This window comes from Pseudomonas sp. GL_103 (genome assembly GCF_057835175.1).
This window is the reverse complement of the sequence record NZ_CM174420.1, coordinates 2,123,547-2,143,064: the sequence shown is the minus strand read 5'-3', so window position 1 is coordinate 2,143,064 and position 19,518 is coordinate 2,123,547. Positions and strand designations below refer to the sequence as shown.

Sequence of the window (19,518 nt, the reverse complement as noted above, 5' to 3'; positions counted from 1 at the left end):
CTTAATCAATCAATTGAGCTTCTTTGAGCGCGCCGACAGCGGCCAGCCAGCGCGGGTCCTGACGGTATTCGGTGCTGGCGAACGACTGGCCGCGCATCCGCGCAATGCGCTCGGAAGGCTTGACCTTCAGACGCTGGGCAGCGCTCAGGGCCAGTTCGGCGGCCGCACGGTCGTTGCACACCAGGCCCATGTCGCAACCTGCAGTCAGCGCCGCTTCGATACGGCTGGCGGCATCGCCGACCACGTGGGCGCCCGCCATGGACAGGTCGTCACTGAAGATCACGCCATCGAACTGCAACTCGCCGCGCAGGATGTCCTGCAACCAGCGGCGGGAGAAACCCGCAGGCTGGGAATCGACTTGTGGATAAATGACGTGGGCCGGCATGACCGCGGCCAGTTGCTTGCTCAGCTTGGCAAAGGGCACCAGGTCGTTGGCGCGGATCTCGTCGAGGCTGCGTTCGTCGTTGGGGATCGCGACGTGGGAATCCGCCTCGGCCCAGCCATGGCCAGGGAAGTGCTTGCCGGTAGCAGCCATCCCGGCGCTGTTCATGCCACGAATGAATGCACCCGCGAGCAAGGCAGCGCGCTCGGGATCACCTTCGAACGAACGGGTGCCGACAACGGCGCTGCGCTGGTAATCGAGGTCCAGCACCGGGGCGAAGCTCAGGTCCAGGCCAACGGCCAACACTTCGGTCGCCATGATCCAGCCGCACTGCTCGGCCAGGTATTCGGCGTTCGGATTGTCGGCAATGGCGCGCATGGCGGGCAAGCGCACGAAACCCTGGCGCAGGCGCTGCACGCGGCCACCCTCTTGATCCACCGCCAATAGTAAATCCGGACGAATGGCTCTGATCGCCGCACTCAATTCACGCACTTGACGCGGATGCTCGATGTTGCGGGCAAAGATGATCAGGCCACCCACTTCGGGCTGGCGCAACAATTGGCGATCTTCAGCCGTCAGCCAGGTACCGGCGACGTCCACCATCAACGAGCCTTGCAAGCCAGCAGTCATAAAAATTCCTTGATAACAGTTAACCCGGCCCACACGGATTCGCCGCCAGGCACAGTGCCCGGCAGGTCGGCGATATCAATGGGAAACGGGTTCAGAACGAGAGTCGGCATGGGCGGCTAGCTTAGCGGATGTCAGCTGCCGCGCCCACCCGTGTGCGGTTAAACCTTGGCGGCAACCGGTGTCGATTTGCTACGCGGACGCAACTGGGCCGTGGCCATGGCCGTGTCGGTAACGCCGGATTCGGCACGCATGCCGGCAGCCAGGAACGGCACCATCAGGCGCATGACCTGCTCGATGGAGGTGTTCACGCCGAAATCGGTTTCGGCAATCGCGCGCAAGGCCTTGATTCCGGACATGCTGAACGCCGCCGCACCCAGCATGAAGTGCACGCGCCAGAACAGTTCGATAGGTGGAATACGCGGCGCCGCTTCGTTGACCAGCATCATGTAGCGGCGAAACACTTTACCGTACATGTCTTCCAGATAACGACGCAAGTGCCCCTGGCTCTGACTGAACGCCAGCCCCAGCAAACGCATGAAGATAGACAGGTCGTTGCCGCTGCGCGGCTGCACCACCAGCGCCTGCTCGACGAGGATTTCCAGCAACTCTTCGAGCGTCGGCTTGATTTCAGGCTTGGCCTGACGCCGCTCCAGCTCTTTATCGAGGCTGATGCAGAACGGCCCGAGGAACCGCGAGAAAACCGCTTGAATCAACGCCTTCTTCGAACCGAAGTGATAGTTCACCGCCGCCAGGTTGACACCCGCCTTGCTGGTGATCAGACGCAACGAGGTTTCGGCGAAACCTTTTTCCGCGAACAACTGCTCGGCTGCATCAAGAATGCGTTCAACGGTTTCCGACTGGGCCATGGCTACTCCGCCTGACAAACACTTGTTTGAAACATACGTTTCAGCCTGTGCATTGTCAAGTCTGGCAGTTCGTTTCGGGAATGGTCGGTCAGACATTTAACCACACAACGGCGAAGCTTCAATCCACTGACTGTTCGACCGTCCGGCGGCGACTGAAAAATGGAGCATTGCCAAGACCGACTTACTGTATATAATCCCAGTCACTGTATAAAAAAACAGAGCGATCGATATGCTAAAGCTGACGCCACGACAAGCAGAGATTCTGGCCTTCATCAAGCGCTGCCTGGAAGACAACGGGTATCCACCCACCCGTGCGGAAATCGCTCAGGAACTGGGCTTCAAGTCACCCAATGCGGCGGAAGAACACCTCAAGGCACTGGCCCGCAAGGGTGCAATCGAGATGACGCCTGGCGCCTCCCGTGGCATTCGCATCCCCGGTTTCGAAGCCAAGACCGACGACTCCACCCTGCCGATCATTGGCCGGGTCGCAGCCGGCGCCCCGATTCTTGCGCAGCAACACATCGAAGAGTCCTGCAACATCAATCCCGCCTTCTTCCATCCGCGTGCCGACTACCTGCTGCGCGTCCACGGGATGAGCATGAAGGATATCGGCATTTTCGACGGCGACCTGCTGGCGGTCCACACCACCCGCGAAGCCCGCAACGGCCAGATCGTGGTTGCGCGAATCGGCGACGAAGTGACCGTCAAGCGCTTCAAGCGTGACGGCAGCAAAGTCTGGCTGATCGCCGAGAACCCCGAGTTCGCCCCTATTGAAGTGAACCTTCAAGACCAGGAACTGGTGATCGAAGGCTTGAGTGTCGGCGTCATTCGCCGCTAAAGGAGGCACCATGCAGTTCCCACAGACATCACCACAGCAAACCCAACTGCCGTTGTTCGAAGCGTTCATGGCACAGCCATTGGCGCCGATTCTGAAAGACGTAGTCGAGTCCCCTTGGAGCGCCGAACCTGACGTTTTCAGCGAGCTGTCACTGCGTGGTGCAGCCGGGAACTGCCTGAGTCTCCTGGCGCCGATCCTCAGGGAATTGAGCCAGGACCAGGACGCACGCTGGCTGACACTGATCGCGCCGCCCGCCAGCCTGACCCAAGCCTGGCTGCGAGATGCCGGCCTCAACCGCGAGCGCATTCTGCTGCTGCAACCGCGGGGCACCCAGAGCGCCCAGCAACTGACCTGCGAAGCCCTGCGCCTGGGTCGCAGCCATACAGTGGTCAGTTGGATCAACCCGTTGAGCCCCCAATCGCGGCAACAACTGATCAGCGCCGCCCGCACCGGGGACGCTCAGAGCCTGAATATTCGACTGGGTTAACCGGCAGACAATACGCGTACTTCACCGCGCAAGGCTTCTCCAGGGACAGAGAAGCCGATGAGTAGCGACATCAAGAAAAGCGACAGACGGGGCTCAATGAAGAACCCGCGAACCCTCTTCCTTGTCGAATTCGCCTTCAACCAGGCGACCCGCCATCTGAACACCCACGCTCAACATCGCCTTGGCGACTTCCACGTGCTGCCCTTGCAGGAATGCCTTGGCGTCCTCGGAGAAATCCAAAGTAACCAGAGAACCCTCGTCCTCGGCCCTGCGCAGCTCGATACGGCCGTCTGGTAACTCGACAATTTCTAGAAAGGACGTTGGCATAAAGGACTGTTCTCCACGAAAGGCGGGGATTATATAGGCATCGGCCAGGCTTCGCTCGGGATCTTGACCAGATGCCATCCCAAAACTGTTTCTGTCAGCACTCGTTCAGGCCTTCGCGAAAGCGGATCGCCAATCCTTTCAGATTCTGACGCCAGCTCTCCAGCTCCTCCCGACTCAGCTCTTGCGGCGCTTCCTCTTCATCCAGATTGACAGCCTGGATCAGAGGCTGGGTCACGTCCCCTTTCGGCTTGTGGGGCGCGCGCGGCGGCTGAAACAGCGCAGCATGGGCGGCCAACAGCTTGGCCAGCCAGGTTTCCGGATTATTGGCCAGTTCGACCAGCTCAGCCATTTCCGGAATGGCGATGGTGTCCAGCACCTCGCGAGTCAGCAACATCTCTGCACGGGGCGCATTGGCCTGAGGCAAGCGATAGAAACCGGCGATCTCGTGACACAGGCCCAACAGCGCGCCGTACAGGTGAAACAGCGCGGATTCGCGCCCAGCCTGGATCAGCGCCAGCGAATTCATCGCCCGCCCTTCTTCAGTGCGGGCCAGCGCTTCGAGCGACAGGCCGGCGAAATAAATCTTCTGATTGGTGCGGGTATACAGTTCGTGGGCCATGACGGCAGCCTCCACAACGAAATAATTGCTTCATGCAGGTTGGACAGTGTCGTGGATCAGCCGATCCAACCGCAAGTCCAAAACAACAAAGGCCGCATGAAAACCCGAGGGTTCTCATGCGGCCTTTTCATTGCTGCGACGCTTTACGCCTTGGCAGCCGGACGCTTGTCTTCGACCGTCCACTTGCCGCCGTCGTAGAACGCTTTCCAGCCAGTCGGCTTACCGTCGACTTCGGTCTGCACGTACTGTTCCTTGGTCTTGCGACTGTAACGAATCACAGTCGGGAGGCCATCCGGATCTTTCTTCGGCGCTTCGCAGAGGAAGTGATACTTCGGATCGATCTCGTCCTTGTGCGGGATGATTTCCATCACCAGCGGAGCACGGGTCTCGCGGTTTTTCGGGAACTGGCTGGCCGCCAGGAACAGACCGGACGCACCGTCGCGCAGAATGTAGGTGTCGTTGACCTTTTCGCATTTCAGCTCAGGCATCTTCACCGGATCCATCTTCGGCGGCGCCGCATCACCGCTCTTCAGCAGCTTGCGGGTATTCTTGCAGGTGGCATTGGTGCAACCGAAGAACTTGCCGAAACGGCCGGTCTTGAGCTGCATCTCGCTACCACACTTGTCGCATTCCAGGCTCGGACCTTCATAGCCCTTGATGCGATAGGTGCCCTCTTCGATTTCGTAACCATCGCAATCCGGGTTGTTACCGCAGATGTGCAGCTTGCGCTTCTCATCGAGCAGGTAGGCATCCATCGCCGTGCTGCAGATCGGGCAGCGATGCTTGCCACGCAACACCAGCGACTCCGACTCACCCTCGTCGTCCGCAGCGATTTCGTCGCCCGGCACCAGGTTGACGGTGGCCTTGCAGCGCTCTTTCGGCGGCAGGCTGTAGCCCGAGCAGCCGAGGAACACACCGGTCGACGCGGTACGAATCTGCATCGGCCGGCCGCAGGTGGTGCACGGAATGTCAGTCATGACCGGCTGATTGGCCCGCATGCCGTGTTCCGGGCTTTCGGCTACTTCGAGTTTCTTCTTGAAGTCGCCGTAGAACTCGTCGAGCACGTTTTTCCAGTCGCGCTCGCCCTGGGCCACGTCATCGAGGTGCTCTTCCATGCCGGCGGTGAAGCCGTAGTCCATCAGGTTGGAGAAGCTCTCCGCCAGACGCTCGGTGACGATGTCGCCCATCTTTTCCGAGTAGAAACGACGGTTGTGCAGCGCCACGTAGCCGCGGTCCTGGATGGTCGAAATGATCGCCGCGTAGGTCGAAGGACGACCGATGCCGCGTTTTTCCATTTCTTTTACCAGGCTGGCTTCCGAGTAACGCGCCGGCGGCTTGGTGAAGTGCTGGGTCGGATCAAGCTTGATCAGCTTCATCGCGTCGCCCTGGGCCATGTCCGGCAGTACGTCGTCATCGCCCGGCTTGGCGATTTGCGGCATGACGCGGGTGTAACCGTCGAACTTCAGGATGCGGCCCTTGGCGCGCAGTTCGAAGTCGCCGGCACCCACAGTGACCGTGGTCGACAGGTATTGCGCCGGCAGCATCTGGCAAGCGAGGAACTGGCGCCAGATGAGCTCGTAGAGGCGCTCAGCGTCACGCTCCATGCCCGACAGCTTGCTTGGCTCGGTATTGGCGTCGGACGGACGAATCGCTTCGTGAGCCTCTTGTGCGCCTTCCTTGCTGCTGTAGACGTTCGGGGTTTCCGGCAGGTACTTCTTGCCGAACTCGCCTTCAATATAGGTACGCGCCATCGCCACGGCATCAACCGAGAGGTTGGTGGAGTCGGTACGCATGTAGGTGATGTAGCCGGCTTCGTACAAACGCTGGGCCATCATCATGGTCTTCTTCACACCGAAGCCCAGGCGGTTACTCGCGGCCTGTTGCAGGGTGGAAGTGATGAACGGCGCCGACGGCTTGCTGCTGGTCGGTTTGTCTTCGCGCTTGACGATGCTGTAGCTGGAAGCCTTGAGCTTCTCCAGCGCGGCCATGGCCTGGGCTTCGTTGAGCGGCTTGAAGGCTTCGCCTTTCTCGCGGGCCACGTCGAAACGCACGGTCGCGCCCTTTGCGGTGCCGAGGTCGGCGTGAACTTCCCAGTACTCTTCCGGGATGAACGCGCGGATTTCACGCTCGCGCTCGACCACCAGCTTCACGGCAACCGATTGCACACGACCGGCGGACAAGCCACGAGCGATCTTGGCCCACAGCAGCGGCGAAACCATGTAGCCCACGACGCGGTCGAGGAAGCGACGCGCCTGCTGGGCGTTGACGCGGTCGATATCCAGCTCGCCTGGTTTCGAGAAGGCTTCCTGAATCGCCTTCTTGGTAATTTCGTTGAACACCACGCGCTTGTAGCGGGTGTCGTCACCACCGATGGCTTCGCGCAGGTGCCAGGCAATGGCTTCCCCCTCGCGGTCCAAGTCGGTTGCGAGATAGATGGTGTCAGCATCCTTGGCGAGCCGGCGCAGCTCTTCGATGACTTTTTCCTTGCCCGGGAGGATCTCGTACTTGGCTTTCCAGCCATGGTCCGGATCGACACCCATGCGCGCGACCAGCTGCTTGCGCGCTTTTTCTTTCGGCGACAGTGCCGGCACTTCACCCGCGGCAGCCTTGCCGCGCTTGGCGGCAGGCTCTTTGCTGGCGCTAGCCGAACCGCTGGTGGGCAGGTCTCGGATATGGCCGATACTCGACTTCACCACGTATTCGTTGCCCAAATACTTGTTGATGGTCTTGGCCTTAGCCGGGGATTCCACAATGACCAGCGATTTGCCCATGGATCAGAAAATTCCTGAATTCGAGAAGTGAAAGGCGGTTGGCGCCTGACGCGGCACCGCTATATATAGTGGCAACAAGGTGAGGTCAAGCGCAGGGTTTTGCGCGCACTCAGCTTATGGCTTGGTAAAAAGGCTTTCTTCGGCCTGCACCAAAGCAAAGCGTGGCACCTGTTCGCCGTCAACTTCGACAGACTCCAGGAACATGCTCAAGGGACGCACCCAAAAGCCGTAATCGCCATACAGGGCTTGATAGAAGACCACTTCTTCTTCGGTTTCCGAATGCCGCGCAACACTGAATACGCGGTACTGCGGACCTTTGTAATGTTGGTAGAGCCCAGGTTGTATCGGCATGCTTTGGCCCTCACTCAAATTTTTTCAAAATAAAAACCAAATAAATCCGGAAAAACAAAAACCGGGGCACTTGGCCCCGGCTTCCATCAACGAGACGCTTAAACGCGTTCGAAGACGGTGGAGATGCCTTGGCCGAGACCAATGCACATGGTGGCTACCCCGAAGGTACCGCCATTCTGCTTCATCACATTGAGCAAAGTGCCGGAGATACGCGCACCGGAGCAACCGAACGGGTGGCCCAGGGCGATCGCGCCGCCGTGCAGGTTAACCTTCTCGTTCATCTTGTCGAGCACTTTCAGATCTTTCAGCACTGGCAGGGCCTGTGCGGCGAAAGCTTCGTTGAGCTCGAAGAAGTCGATGTCGGAGATGCCCAGACCCGCGCGCTTCAATGCTTTTTGTGTGGCCGGTACTGGACCATAGCCCATGATTGCCGGATCCACACCTGCCACTGCCATCGAGCGAATCACCGCCAGAGGCTGGATGCCAAGGTCCTGTGCGCGCTGCGCCGACATCACGATCATGCACGAGGCACCATCGGTGATCTGCGACGAAGTACCCGCTGTCACGGTGCCGCCCTTTGGATTGAACGCCGGCTTCAGAGCCGCCAGGCTTTCCAGGGTGGTTTCCGGACGAATGGTTTCGTCGTAGTCGAAGGTTTTCAGGAAACCGTTCTCGTCGTAGCCCTGCATCGGGATGATTTCGTCTTTGAACTTGCCTTCCACGGTCGCCTTGTGGGCGAGTTGGTGGGAGCGCACGCCGAAAGCGTCCTGTTGCTCGCGAGTGATGCCGTGCATCTTGCCCAGCATTTCCGCGGTCAGGCCCATCATGCCCGAGGCTTTCGCCGCGTACAGCGACATGTGCGGGTTCGGATCGACACCGTGCATCATGCTTACGTGGCCCATATGCTCGACGCCACCAACCACGAAAACGTCACCGTTGCCGGTCATGATCGCTTGCGCAGCAGTGTGCAGAGCGCTCATGGACGAGCCACACAGACGGCTGACGGTCTGGCCGGCCGAAGTGTGCGGGATCGGGGTCATCAGCGACGCCATGCGCGCGATGTTCCAGCCCTGTTCCAGGGTCTGGTTCACACAGCCCCAGATCACGTCTTCGACTTCGCTCGGGTCAACCTTGACGTTACGTTCCAGCAGTTTGCTGATCAGGTGCGCCGACATGTCTTCGGCACGGGTGTTGCGGTGCATGCCGCCCTTGGAGCGGCCCATCGGAGTACGACCGAAGTCGACAATCACGACGTCTCTAGGATTCAAGCTCATAAGTTCACTCTCACTCTAGTTGGGGGCGCTTAACCGAAGAAGCTCTGGCCGTTCTTGGCCATTTCGCGCAGCTTCGCGGTCGGGTGGTACAGCGCGCCCAAATCAGCGTACTGGTCAGCCAGGGCAACGAACTCTGCCACACCGAGCGAGTCGATGTAACGCAGCGCACCGCCACGGAATGGAGGGAAACCAATACCGTAGACCAGACCCATGTCGGCTTCGGCAGCGGTTTCGACGATGCCGTCTTCCAGGCAACGCACGGTTTCCAGGCACAGCGGGATCATCATCCAGTTGATGATGTCTTCGTCGGTGACTTCGCGCTGCTCGTAAACGATCGGCTTGAGCACTTCCAGTACCGAAGGATCGGCCACTTTCTTCTGCTTGCCGCGCTTGTCGGTCTCGTAGGCGTAGAAGCCCTTGCCGTTCTTCTGACCCAGGCGCTTGGCTTCGTAGAGCACGTCGACGGCCGAGCGACGGTCGTCCTTCATGCGGTCCGGGAAACCTTCAGCCATCACGTCACGACCGTGGTGACCGGTGTCGATGCCGACCACGTCCATCAGGTACGCCGGGCCCATCGGCCAGCCGAATTTTTCCATGATCTTGTCGATACGGACGAAGTCCACACCGGCGCTGACCAGCTTGGCGAAACCGCCGAAGTACGGGAACAGGACGCGGTTGACCAGGAAGCCCGGGCAGTCGTTGACGACGATCGGGTTCTTGCCCATTTTCTTGGCGTAGGCAACGGTGGTGGCAACAGCCAGCTCGCTGGACTTCTCGCCACGGATCACTTCCACCAGCGGCATCATGTGCACCGGGTTGAAAAAGTGCATGCCGACGAAGTTTTCCGGACGCTTGAGGGCCTTGGCCAGCAAGGTGATGGAAATGGTCGAGGTGTTGGACGCCAGGATGGTGTCCTCCTTGACCTTGTCTTCAACTTCAGCCAGTACCGCTTGCTTGACCTTCGGGTTCTCGACGACCGCTTCGACCACCAGGTCCACGTGACCGAAGTCGCCGTAGGACAGGGTTGGACGGATGCCATTGAGCACTTCAGCCATTTTCGCGGCGGTCATGCGACCTTTATCAACGCGGCCAACCAGCAGTTTGGCGGCTTCTGCCAGCCCCTGCTCGATACCGTGCTCGTTGATGTCCTTCATCAGGATCGGCGTGCCTTTGGAAGCCGACTGATAGGCGATACCGCCGCCCATGATGCCGGCGCCCAGTACGGCGGCCTGCTTCACGTCCTTGGCGATTTCGTCGTAGGCCTTGGCCTTTTTCTTCAGTTCCTGATCGTTCAGGAACAAGCCGATCAAGCTCTGCGCGGCAGAGGTCTTGGCCAGCTTGACGAAACCGGCAGCTTCGATTTCCAGCGCCTTGTCGCGACCGAAGTTCGCGGCTTTCTGGATGGTCTTGATCGCTTCAACCGGCGCCGGGTAGTTCGGGCCAGCCTGGCCGGCCACGAAACCCTTGGCGGTTTCGAAAGCCATCATTTGTTCGATGGCGTTCAGCTTGAGCTTTTCCAGCTTCGGCTGGCGCTTGGCCTTGTAGTCGAACTCGCCGGAGATGGCGCGCTTGATGAGTTCCAGCGCGGCGTCCTGCAGCTTCTCAGGATCAACCACTGCGTCGACGGCGCCAACTTTCAGCGCGTCTTCAGGACGGTTTTCCTTGCCGGCGGCAATCCACTCGATGGCGTTGTCGGCACCGATCAGGCGCGGCAGACGCACGGTACCGCCGAAGCCCGGGTAGATGCCCAGCTTGACTTCCGGCAGACCGATCTTGGCCTTGGTGGACATGACGCGGTAGTCCGCTGCCAGGCACATTTCCAGACCGCCACCCAACGCGATGCCGTTGATGGCAACAACAGTCGGGACGTTGAGGTCTTCGAAATCGCTGAAAATCTTGTTGGCTTCGAGGTTGCCAGCAACAAGTTCTGCATCCGGCAGCTTGAAGTTGTCGACAAATTCGGTGATGTCGGCGCCGACGATGAACACGTCCTTGCCACTGCTGACGATCACGCCCTTGATCGAAGCATCTGCCTTGATGGTGTCTACGGCCTGACGCAGTTCGTTCAGGGTTAGACGGTTGAACTTGTTGACGGACTCACCCTTGAGGTCGAACTTCAGTTCGACGATGCCACTTTCAAGAGCCTTAACCGTGATGGCTTTACCTTCGTAAATCATCAACTGATCTCCACGATATGGAAGCTGAACAGTACACGTCGGACGCAGGCGAATGGCTTGGCAGGGACGTTGATCGTCAATGCTACGCCCATTCCCCCGGCACACCCGCCAACGCGATAGTCGGGATTCTGTAGGAGCGGTCTGAAATACAAACGCTCAATTCATACGCCCGTTTGATTTGGGTACGTCACCTTCACGGAATTTCCGACAATTGTCAATCGCCCGAAACACGGGTTGAAACGCGACTTTCCGGTCATATCCGTACTGCGAAGACCTTAAACACGCCGAAACATGCAAGGTCATTCATAGAATCAATTGTTAGAAAATGCGCCCTAATTCGCTGCAGCCCGTGTTTAACAAGCTACGCTGGCGGAACCTGGGGAAAAAAGTTGAACGCTTTGGCGAATGCCCAGCGTAAGATCAGCCCACACCGTTTTACCGGCCTGCCTGGCCAACCCGCCCGATGATTTTGTCGGGCTTTTTATTGCCTGATGATTTTTACTGCTTGCGGTGTCAGGCCAGTGCCTTGAGGGTGGCATCGATCTGTTGCAACACCTCGGCCTCGCCCTTCTCGCCCCAATACAAGGCGATTATTTGCTTGTCGGCCTCGACCTTGAAGACATTGCCTGGCAATTTTTCGAAATGATCGAGCAGCGCCCGATCTTCACAGATTTCCTGCCATTGATTGACCCAGACACCCGGTGATTTTTGCCAGTAACTCCAGCACGCCGGCCGACTGCCACGTCGTGGACGATGGTACTGGGCGCAGGGGCTCGGCGGCTCCTGGCTGAGCCAGTGCGGCCACTCCTGAGGTGCCAATTGCATGGCCAGCCCGATGCGCCGGGCCTCCATCCGCAAGGCTATGCGCCCGCTCTGAACTCGCGACGGCCGCAACCATGCCAGTGGGCTCAGCACCACCAACAGGATTGACACCACTATCCAGACCGTCATATCTGTACTCCCGAATTTGAATGAGCCCATTGTGTCACTTTGGAACCAATGCGCTTGAAACCAGCCATACTTACCAATATTGCATCCCTCAGGAGGAGCACCTCATGCCCTACAACCATATTCTGGTCGCTGTAGATCTGACCGAAGAGTGCGACCCTGTGATTCACCGCGCTCGCGAACTGTCGGTGAGCAACGGTGCGAAATTGTCGCTGGTGCACATTGTCGAGCCGATGGCGATGGCCTTTGGCGGCGATGTGCCGATGGACCTGTCACAACTGCAACAGCAGCAGTTCGATCAGGCCAAGGAGCGCCTTGAACGCTTGAAGCACAAATACTCAGAGCTTGAGGGCTCCAATTGCCACCTCACCTACGGCCAGCCACGCCAGGAAATCCATCACTTCGCCAAGGAACAGCAATGCGATCTGATCGTGGTCGGCAGCCATGGCCGGCATGGCCTGGCACTGCTGCTGGGCTCCACCGCCAATGACGTGTTGCATGGCGCGCCTTGCGATGTGCTGGCGGTGCGTCTGCAGAACAAATCCTGAAGTTGTAGGTACCCCCTGTGGGAGCGAGCTTGCTCGCGATGAGGCACTGTCAGTCGATATCAATGTTGACTGACAGGCCGCCATCGCGAGCAAGCTCGCTCCCACATTGAAACCGTAACAACCTTCAAATCTTCATATGAAAAGCCCGGCGTTCATCACTGAACGCCGGGCTTTTTTTGTTACCGGATCAATCAGGCATCCAGTTCGGCCCAACGCTCGACCATGATCTCGAGCTCAGCCTGCAATTGCTCCAGCTGAGCAATCACCGCAGCGGTTTCCGCAGCAGGACGCTGATAGAAGCCGGCATCGGCCATCTGTGCCTCAACGGCGGCAATCTGCTGCTCCATGGCTTCGATCTGCCCCGGCAACGCTTCCAGCTCGCGCTGCAACTTGTAGCTGAGCTTTTTCTTCGCCACTGGCGCTTCAACGACCGCCGCAACCGGCGCAGGCTCGGCCTTCACCACCGCGGAGTTCAGGTCGGCCTTGCCGGACTTGCTCTCGGTCACGCCCAGCAGGCGCGGCGAGCCGCCCTGACGCAGCCAGTCCTGGTAGCCACCGACGTACTCGCGAACCTTCCCTTCACCTTCGAAGACCAGGGTGCTGGTAACCACGTTGTCGAGGAATGCCCGGTCGTGGCTGACCATCAGTACGGTGCCGTTGAAGGTCAGCAAGACCTCTTCGAGCAGTTCGAGGGTTTCGACGTCGAGGTCGTTGGTCGGTTCGTCGAGTACCAGCAGATTCGCCGGCTTGCTGAACAGCTTGGCCAGCAACAGACGGGCACGCTCACCGCCGGACAGTGCCTTGACCGGCGTGCGGGCACGCTGCGGGCTGAACAGGAAGTCGCCGAGGTAGCTCAGCACGTGGCGGCTCTGGCCGTCGATATCGATGAAGTCGCGACCTTCGGCCACGTTGTCGATCACGGTTTTTTCCAGGTCCAGCTGATGGCGCAACTGGTCGAAGTAGGCGACATCGATCCTGGTGCCCTCTTCCACTTTGCCGCTGGTCGGCTGCAGGCCGCTGAGCATCAGCTTCAGCAGGGTGGTCTTGCCGGTACCGTTGGCGCCGAGCAGGCCGATACGGTCGCCGCGCTGCAGCACCATGGAGAAGTCCTTGATCAGGAACGGCCCGCCCGGGTGAGCGAAGCTCACATTCTCGAGCACCATGACCTGCTTGCCGGACTTGTCGGCGGTATCCAGCTGAATGTTGGCCTTGCCGGTACGCTCACGACGCTCGCTGCGCTCGACGCGCAAGGCTTTCAGCGCACGTACGCGGCCTTCGTTACGGGTACGACGGGCCTTGATGCCCTGGCGAATCCACACTTCTTCCTGGGCCAGGCGTTTGTCGAATAGCGCGTTGGCAGTGGCTTCGGCAGCGAGTTCAGCTTCCTTGTGCACCAGGAAACTGGCGTAGTCGCCATTCCAGTCGATCAGGCCGCCGCGATCCAGTTCGAGGATGCGGGTTGCCAGGTTCTGCAGGAAAGAACGGTCGTGCGTGATGAACAGCACGGCGCCCTGGAAATCCTTCAGCGCTTCTTCAAGCCAGGCGATGGCACCGATGTCCAGGTGGTTGGTCGGTTCGTCGAGCAGCAGCAGGTCCGGCTCGGACACCAAAGCCTGGGCCAGCAGGACGCGACGACGCCAGCCGCCGGACAACTCGGCGAGGGTCTTGTCGGCCGGCAGTTGCAGGCGGCTCAAGGTGCTGTCGACGAGGGTCTGCAAGCGCCAGCCATCGCGGGCTTCGAGGTCGTGCTGGACGTGCATCAGTTTGTCCAGATCGGCGTCAGTGACGATGTTCTGGCTCAGGTGGTGATATTCGGCGAGCAAGGCGCCAACGCCGTCCAGGCCTTCGGCCACCACGTCGAACACTGTCCGCTCGTCGGCCACCGGCAATTCTTGCGGCAATTCGCCGATCTTCAGCCCGGGTGCGCGCCAAACGGAGCCGTCATCGGGCTTCTGGTCGCCCTTGACGAGCTTCATCATGCTGGACTTGCCAGTGCCGTTGCGGCCGATGATGCACACCCGCTCACCACGGGCGATCTGCCAGGACACCTTGTCCAACAACGGCATAGCGCCGAAAGCAAGGGACACATCGCTGAATTTGAGCAGGGTCATGAGCTTCTCCAAAAACCGGGCGCGCATTCTACCTGACTTGAGGCTTCAGAAGGCCGGCAATTTCACTCTCGTAGCACTCTGCATGACAAATGTTGCGAACTGACGCGGGAAGACCCGCAAAGCTTTCACCGGCTGCTGGCAAAAGGCTAAGCTACAGACAATTCAGCGCGGGCCTGGCCCGCGCTTGTCATGATTTTTCTCTGCCCGGACGTCTCATGCGCAGTCGCCTTTTCAATCTTTTATCTGTTTTTTTACTGTCTGCCGCTGCCGTTCAATCCGCCCAGGCGGTGGACTTGTCCACCCAACGCCAGTATTACGATGAAGCCAAACGCGCCTTGGCCAAGGGCGATAGCGGCCCGTATTTTCGTTACAGCCAGGCCCTCGCCGATTATCCGCTGGAACCCTACCTGGCTTACGACGAGCTGACCGCGCGGCTTAAAACCGCGAGCAACGCCGAAATCGAGAAATTCCTCGCCGAACACGGCGACCTGCCCCAGGCCAACTGGATGAAGCTGCGCTGGTTGCGCTGGCTGGCTGATCGGGGCGACTGGGCGACCTTCGTCAAGTATTACGACCCGAAAATGAACTTCACCGAACTGGACTGCCTGAATGCGCAGTACCAGATCAGCCACAACCTCAAAGCCGAAGGTTACGCCAACACTGAAAAGCTCTGGCTGACCGGTAAATCCCAGCCCGAAGCCTGCGATGCCTTGTTCGGCATGTGGGCCGCCGATGGCCAGTTGACCGAGCAAAAACGCTGGGAACGCGCGAAACTCGCCGCCCAGGCGCGCAATTACCCGCTGGCCAACAGCCTGGTCAACGGCCTGACCACCCTCGCCCCTCGCGGTCGCTTGCTGGTGGACGTGGCGCAGAAACCGGAACTGCTCAACCAGCCGTCACGCTTCACCCCGGCCGATGAAGCCATGTCCGACGTGGTCAGCCTCGGCCTGCGCCGTCTGGCTCGCCAGGACCCGGACAGGGCCATGAACCTGCTCGACGGTTATGCCAGCAGCATGCATTTCTCTCGGGATGAAAAAGTCGCGATCGCCCGGGAAATCGGGCTGACCCTCGCCAAACGTTTCGACGGCCGTGCCCTGGATGTCATGACCAAGTACGATCCGGAACTGCGCGATAACACGGTTTCCGAATGGCGCTTGCGCCTGCTCCTGCGTCTGGCGCGCTGGGACGATGCCTATCAGTTGACCCGCCGCCTGCCCCAGGACCTGGCCACCACCAACCGCTGGCGCTACTGGCAGGCCCGCAGCCTGGAGCTGGCGCAACCGCAGAATCCTGAAGCGCAGACGCTCTTTAAAAGCCTGGCCCGCGAACGCGACTTCTATGGTTTCCTCGCCGCCGACCGCTCACAGTCTCCGTACTCGCTGAACAACAAGCCGCTGGTGTTGAGCCAGGCGCTGATCAACAAAGTGCGCAACACCCCCGGCATACGTCGCGCCCTGGAGTTCCACGCTCGCGGGCAAATCGTCGACGGTCGCCGCGAGTGGTACCACGTCAGCCGCCACTTCAGCCGTGACGAGATGGTTGCCCAAGCGAAACTGGCTTACGACCTGAAATGGTATTTCCCGGCCATTCGCACCATCAGCCAGGCGCAGTATTGGGACGATCTGGATATCCGTTTCCCGATGGCCCACCGCAACACGCTGGTGCGTGAAGCGAAGAATCGCGGCCTGCATCCGAGCTGGGCGTTCGCCATCACTCGCCAGGAAAGCGCCTTCATGGAAGATGCCCGCTCCGGGGTCGGCGCCTCGGGCCTGATGCAACTGATGCCCGCCACCGCCAAGGAAACCGCACGCAAATTCAGCATCCCCTATAGCTCGCCACAGCAACTGTTCAACCCGGACAAGAACATCCAGCTCGGCGCCGCGTACCTGAGCCAGGTGCACAGCCAGTTCAACGGCAACCGCGTCCTCGCCTCCGCCGCCTACAACGCCGGCCCCGGCCGAGTGCGCCAATGGTTGCGCGGTGCGGACCACCTGAGTTTCGACGTATGGGTGGAAAGCATCCCGTTCGACGAAACACGCCAGTACGTGCAAAACGTGCTGTCGTATTCGGTGATCTATGGCGAGAAGCTCAACTCACCGCAGCCGATCGTGGATTGGCATGAGCGGTATTTCGACGATCAATGATTCAAATCGACCCGCAAAAAAAGCCCGCATCACAGATGCGGGCTTTTTATTGCTCAGAATTTCTTTGCCGCCTTGAGCCGTGCGAAGACCTGTTTTCCAAGCTGGGTCAGGCGATACTTTTGTGCCGGACTACTTGGCGACTCGGGATGGGTCATCTCTATCCATTCGACCGCTAATGCAGGCCTGAGATAGTTAGCCCGAAAGGTCGCCTTGTGCACCAATCCGATGTCAGCCATCAATTCGCTGATCTTTCGCGGACCGTTAAGATGCAGTGCAGAAAGCAACTTCTCTACTGGGTCGGTTACTGGGTCGGTTACTGGGTCGATTTCTGGCTCACCCCGTACCGCCTCCGATAGTGCAAGGCTCATGGCTTGCAACATGAACTCTACGAAAGGCGTTGATTCGGCCAAATGATCGGCCGCCGACAATGCCGCGTAGTACGCCTCCTGCTGATCCCGAATCACGGCCTCAACCGGCAAATAAGATAATACCGGGCGCCACTGACTGAGTATCAGGGTTTGCCAAAGGCGTCCCATACGTCCGTTACCGTCAGCGAAGGGATGGATGAACTCAAATTCATAATGAAAGACGCAGCTGGTAATCAGCGGATGCCAGTCCGAGGCACCAAGCCACGCCAACAAGTCATCAATCAAGTGCACAACGCGACTCGGCGGCGGCGCCATATGGATCAACTTATCGCCACGATAGATACCCACGCCGGTTCGACGAAACTGCCCGCATTCATCAATCAATCCGCCCATCAGCAATTCATGGGCACGCAGTAAATCGGTCCGGCTGCTTGGCTGCCAATCAGGCATGGCTTCGTATGCAGCAAACGCATTTCGTACTTCCTGGATTTCCCGAGGCAACCCCAGCACACGCTGCCCTGCCAGAACGGCAGTCACCTGCTCGATGCTCAGCGTATTGTTTTCGATGGCCAAAGAAGCCTGAATCGTTCGAATCCGATTGCCACGACGTAACTGAGGTGTCTGCAGGCGTTCGTCCATAGCCGTAAGCTGACCGATCTGTTCGCTGATATCGGCGATCAGCGACAACATTTTCGTCGTCAAGGTCAACGGTGGTTGATAACGGCTCATATCCTCATCCGGGCTCATAACAGAGGACGACATAATGCCCGAACCGGGCGTCATTCATCAGTAGTCATTCATGCCGCCTCATGTCCATCACTGAACTGCAACGCCGCCAGCCGCGCATACAACGCATTGCTGGCAATCAGCTCCTGATGCGTGCCCACCGCCACCAGCTTCCCCTGATCCATCACGGCGATGCGGTCGGCGTTTTTCACCGTAGCCAGGCGATGGGCGATCACCAGGGTGGTGCGGTTTTTCATCAGGCTCGGCAACGCTTGCTGGATCAGGTGTTCGCTCTGGGCGTCGAGGGCGCTGGTGGCTTCGTCGAGGAGCAGGATCGGCGCGTCCACCAGCAGCGCACGGGCAATGGCCAGGCGCTGGCGCTGGCCGCCGGACAAACCGAGACCGCCGTCCCCCAGATGAGTCTGGTAACCATTGGGCATGGCTTCGATAAAGTCATGGGCGTAAGCGATTTTTGCCGCTTCCTGTACCTCAGCCAAGGTCGCCTGCGGATTGCCGTAGCGAATGTTTTCTTCAATGCTGCCGAAAAACAGCGCCGGGGTTTGCGACACCAGGGCGAAGCAGCGGCGCAGGTCCAGCGGATCGAGTTGAGTCAACGGCACGCCATCGAGCAGGATGCGCCCCTCCGCCGGGTCGTAAAAACGCAATAGCAAGTCATACACCGTGGATTTGCCGGCCCCTGATGGCCCGACCAGCGCCAGCGTCTCACCAGCATTGACGGTCAGGCTCAACCCGTCGACAGCATAACTTTCCGGTCGCGACGGGTAGGAAAAACGCACATTGTGCAGTTGCAGTTGGCCATCGACCCGCTCCGGCAGTGTCACCGCGCCCGCCACCGGCGGCAGGATGATGTTTTCCGAACGCAGCAACTCGGCAATCCGCTCGGCCGCGCCGGCTGCCCGCTGCAACTCGCCAATCACCTCGCTCAAGGTGCCGAACGCGCTGCCGACGATCAGGCTGTAGAACACGAACGCCGCCAGCTCACCGGCGGAAATTCGCCCGGCGATGACGTCCATACCACCAACCCAGAGCATCACCCCGACCGCGCCCAGGACCAGCACGATTACCAGGGTAATCAGCCAGGCTCGCTGGAAGATGCGCTTGCGTGCGGTGTTGAACGCCTCTTCCACCGTCACGGCAAACCGGCGCTCGTCCTGGGCCTGATGGTTGTAGGCCTGCACGGTCTTGATCTGGCCCAGGGTTTCGGACACATAGCTGCCGATATCGGCAATCCGGTCCTGACTCAGGCGTGAGAGGTTACGCACCCGGCGACCGAAGATCAGGATCGGCGCGATCACCAGGGGCAAGGCAACCACCACGATGCTGGTGAGTTTGGGGTTGGTGATGAACAACAAAACGATGCCGCCGATCACCATCAGCAGATTGCGCAGAAACAATGACAGCGAAGAGCCGATGACCGATTGCAGCAGCGTAGTGTCGGCGGTCAGGCGGGACTGGATTTCCGAGCTCCGATTGTCTTCGTAAAACCCCGGGTGCAGGTAAATCAGATGATTGAACACGTTGCGTCGGATGTCGGCGACGCAGCGCTCGCCGATCCACGACACCAGGTAAAACCGTGCAAACGTACCGATCGCCAATCCCGCCACCAGCAGCATGAACAGACCAATGGACTGATTGAGCAGGTGCGGTGACTGGGTCATGAACCCCTTGTCCACCAGCAGGCGGATGCCCTGCCCCATGGACAAGGTGATGCCCGCGGTGGCGATCAACGCCAGCAAGGCGCCAAAGGCCTGCCAGCGATACGGCGCTATGAAACGACTGGCCAGGCGAATGGCACGGCGGTGACGGGCAGAGAGCATCGTAATCATCCTGGACAAGGCAGTCATTAGGGTCAGCCTATACCGCTCAATGGGGTGGCTCGCTGCAAATCACAATGAGTCAGGTTAATTATGTCCACCAACACTAGAGGCTA

At 59.4% G+C, this 19,518-nt stretch carries 16 protein-coding genes; 4 read left to right on the top strand and 12 right to left on the bottom strand.

Annotated features, from left to right (window positions below; genetic code table 11):
- Position 1: 1 nt before the first annotated feature.
- Positions 2–1,012 (bottom strand): beta-N-acetylhexosaminidase, encoded by a 1,011-nt coding sequence (gene nagZ, locus AC3IP0_RS09750; protein ID WP_056722002.1) that lies wholly within the window; start codon positions 1,010–1,012, stop codon positions 2–4.
- Positions 1,013–1,170: 158 nt separating this feature from the next.
- On the bottom strand, positions 1,171–1,878 hold the full coding sequence (locus AC3IP0_RS09745) for a TetR/AcrR family transcriptional regulator (RefSeq protein WP_007974041.1): 708 nt from the start codon (positions 1,876–1,878) through the stop codon (positions 1,171–1,173).
- 229 nt (positions 1,879–2,107) lie between these two features.
- Between AC3IP0_RS09745 and lexA the strand changes: the two genes are divergently transcribed.
- Positions 2,108–2,716 (top strand): transcriptional repressor LexA, encoded by a 609-nt coding sequence (gene lexA / locus AC3IP0_RS09740; protein ID WP_150812432.1) that lies wholly within the window; start codon positions 2,108–2,110, stop codon positions 2,714–2,716.
- A gap of 10 nt (positions 2,717–2,726) precedes the next feature.
- Positions 2,727–3,203 carry an SOS-induced cell division inhibitor SulA gene (sulA, locus tag AC3IP0_RS09735; protein WP_007991406.1) on the top strand — a complete coding sequence of 159 codons (477 nt, stop codon included), beginning with the start codon at positions 2,727–2,729 and terminating at the stop codon, positions 3,201–3,203.
- A 93-nt stretch (positions 3,204–3,296) separates the two neighbouring features.
- On the opposite strand, the gene AC3IP0_RS09730 is transcribed toward sulA, so the two are convergent.
- The 7 genes from AC3IP0_RS09730 to AC3IP0_RS09700 form a co-directional block, all read right to left on the bottom strand.
- A complete protein-coding gene (locus AC3IP0_RS09730; RefSeq protein ID WP_046041430.1) occupies positions 3,297–3,530 on the bottom strand; it encodes a hypothetical protein in 234 nt (77 codons plus the stop codon).
- Between the two features lie 94 nt (positions 3,531–3,624).
- Positions 3,625–4,149 carry a DUF6586 family protein gene (locus tag AC3IP0_RS09725; protein WP_489319058.1) on the bottom strand — a complete coding sequence of 175 codons (525 nt, stop codon included), beginning with the start codon at positions 4,147–4,149 and terminating at the stop codon, positions 3,625–3,627.
- A 143-nt stretch (positions 4,150–4,292) separates the two neighbouring features.
- Positions 4,293–6,920: a type I DNA topoisomerase gene (topA, locus tag AC3IP0_RS09720; protein ID WP_489327257.1), complete on the bottom strand. Its 2,628-nt coding sequence runs from the start codon at positions 6,918–6,920 to the stop codon at positions 4,293–4,295.
- A 114-nt stretch (positions 6,921–7,034) separates the two neighbouring features.
- Positions 7,035–7,271, bottom strand: a complete 237-nt coding sequence (locus AC3IP0_RS09715) for a DUF1653 domain-containing protein (RefSeq protein WP_007986363.1) — start codon at positions 7,269–7,271, stop codon at positions 7,035–7,037.
- Positions 7,272–7,369: 98 nt separating this feature from the next.
- Positions 7,370–8,545 (bottom strand): acetyl-CoA C-acyltransferase FadA, encoded by a 1,176-nt coding sequence (gene fadA / locus AC3IP0_RS09710; RefSeq protein WP_489327255.1) that lies wholly within the window; start codon positions 8,543–8,545, stop codon positions 7,370–7,372.
- Between the two features lie 29 nt (positions 8,546–8,574).
- Positions 8,575–10,722 (bottom strand): fatty acid oxidation complex subunit alpha FadB, encoded by a 2,148-nt coding sequence (gene fadB, locus AC3IP0_RS09705; RefSeq protein WP_414927951.1) that lies wholly within the window; start codon positions 10,720–10,722, stop codon positions 8,575–8,577.
- Positions 10,723–11,235: 513 nt separating this feature from the next.
- Positions 11,236–11,673, bottom strand: a complete 438-nt coding sequence (locus AC3IP0_RS09700) for a hypothetical protein (RefSeq protein WP_489319057.1) — start codon at positions 11,671–11,673, stop codon at positions 11,236–11,238.
- Positions 11,674–11,777: 104 nt separating this feature from the next.
- On the opposite strand from AC3IP0_RS09700, the gene AC3IP0_RS09695 reads away from it, so the two are divergent.
- Positions 11,778–12,218 (top strand): universal stress protein, encoded by a 441-nt coding sequence (locus tag AC3IP0_RS09695; RefSeq protein ID WP_008050059.1) that lies wholly within the window; start codon positions 11,778–11,780, stop codon positions 12,216–12,218.
- Positions 12,219–12,409: 191 nt separating this feature from the next.
- On the opposite strand, the gene AC3IP0_RS09690 is transcribed toward AC3IP0_RS09695, so the two are convergent.
- Complete coding sequence (locus tag AC3IP0_RS09690) at positions 12,410–14,329, bottom strand: ATP-binding cassette domain-containing protein (RefSeq protein WP_489319056.1); 1,920 nt, start codon at positions 14,327–14,329, stop codon at positions 12,410–12,412.
- Positions 14,330–14,544: 215 nt separating this feature from the next.
- On the opposite strand from AC3IP0_RS09690, the gene AC3IP0_RS09685 reads away from it, so the two are divergent.
- Positions 14,545–16,473 (top strand): transglycosylase SLT domain-containing protein, encoded by a 1,929-nt coding sequence (locus tag AC3IP0_RS09685; RefSeq protein ID WP_489327254.1) that lies wholly within the window; start codon positions 14,545–14,547, stop codon positions 16,471–16,473.
- A gap of 53 nt (positions 16,474–16,526) precedes the next feature.
- On the opposite strand, the gene AC3IP0_RS09680 is transcribed toward AC3IP0_RS09685, so the two are convergent.
- A complete protein-coding gene (locus tag AC3IP0_RS09680; RefSeq protein ID WP_489319054.1) occupies positions 16,527–17,570 on the bottom strand; it encodes a Fic family protein in 1,044 nt (347 codons plus the stop codon).
- 68 nt (positions 17,571–17,638) lie between these two features.
- Positions 17,639–19,414, bottom strand: a complete 1,776-nt coding sequence (locus AC3IP0_RS09675) for an ABC transporter transmembrane domain-containing protein (RefSeq protein WP_489327791.1) — start codon at positions 19,412–19,414, stop codon at positions 17,639–17,641.
- Positions 19,415–19,518 lie beyond the last annotated feature (104 nt).

Excerpts from the sequence above, each read along its gene's own strand:
- nagZ (WP_056722002.1), bottom strand. The coding sequence starts at position 1,012 with ATGACTGCTGGCTTGCAAGGCTCGTTGATGGTGGACGTCGCCGGTACC.
- AC3IP0_RS09745 (WP_007974041.1), bottom strand. The coding sequence starts at position 1,878 with ATGGCCCAGTCGGAAACCGTTGAACGCATTCTTGATGCAGCCGAGCAG.
- lexA (WP_150812432.1), top strand. The coding sequence starts at position 2,108 with ATGCTAAAGCTGACGCCACGACAAGCAGAGATTCTGGCCTTCATCAAG.
- sulA (WP_007991406.1), top strand. The coding sequence starts at position 2,727 with ATGCAGTTCCCACAGACATCACCACAGCAAACCCAACTGCCGTTGTTC.
- AC3IP0_RS09730 (WP_046041430.1), bottom strand. The coding sequence starts at position 3,530 with ATGCCAACGTCCTTTCTAGAAATTGTCGAGTTACCAGACGGCCGTATC.
- AC3IP0_RS09725 (WP_489319058.1), bottom strand. The coding sequence starts at position 4,149 with ATGGCCCACGAACTGTATACCCGCACCAATCAGAAGATTTATTTCGCC.
- topA (WP_489327257.1), bottom strand. The coding sequence starts at position 6,920 with ATGGGCAAATCGCTGGTCATTGTGGAATCCCCGGCTAAGGCCAAGACC.
- AC3IP0_RS09715 (WP_007986363.1), bottom strand. The coding sequence starts at position 7,271 with ATGCCGATACAACCTGGGCTCTACCAACATTACAAAGGTCCGCAGTAC.
- fadA (WP_489327255.1), bottom strand. The coding sequence starts at position 8,545 with ATGAGCTTGAATCCTAGAGACGTCGTGATTGTCGACTTCGGTCGTACT.
- fadB (WP_414927951.1), bottom strand. The coding sequence starts at position 10,722 with ATGATTTACGAAGGTAAAGCCATCACGGTTAAGGCTCTTGAAAGTGGC.
- AC3IP0_RS09700 (WP_489319057.1), bottom strand. The coding sequence starts at position 11,673 with ATGACGGTCTGGATAGTGGTGTCAATCCTGTTGGTGGTGCTGAGCCCA.
- AC3IP0_RS09695 (WP_008050059.1), top strand. The coding sequence starts at position 11,778 with ATGCCCTACAACCATATTCTGGTCGCTGTAGATCTGACCGAAGAGTGC.
- AC3IP0_RS09690 (WP_489319056.1), bottom strand. The coding sequence starts at position 14,329 with ATGACCCTGCTCAAATTCAGCGATGTGTCCCTTGCTTTCGGCGCTATG.
- AC3IP0_RS09685 (WP_489327254.1), top strand. The coding sequence starts at position 14,545 with ATGCGCAGTCGCCTTTTCAATCTTTTATCTGTTTTTTTACTGTCTGCC.
- AC3IP0_RS09680 (WP_489319054.1), bottom strand. The coding sequence starts at position 17,570 with ATGAGCCGTTATCAACCACCGTTGACCTTGACGACGAAAATGTTGTCG.
- AC3IP0_RS09675 (WP_489327791.1), bottom strand. The coding sequence starts at position 19,414 with ATGATTACGATGCTCTCTGCCCGTCACCGCCGTGCCATTCGCCTGGCC.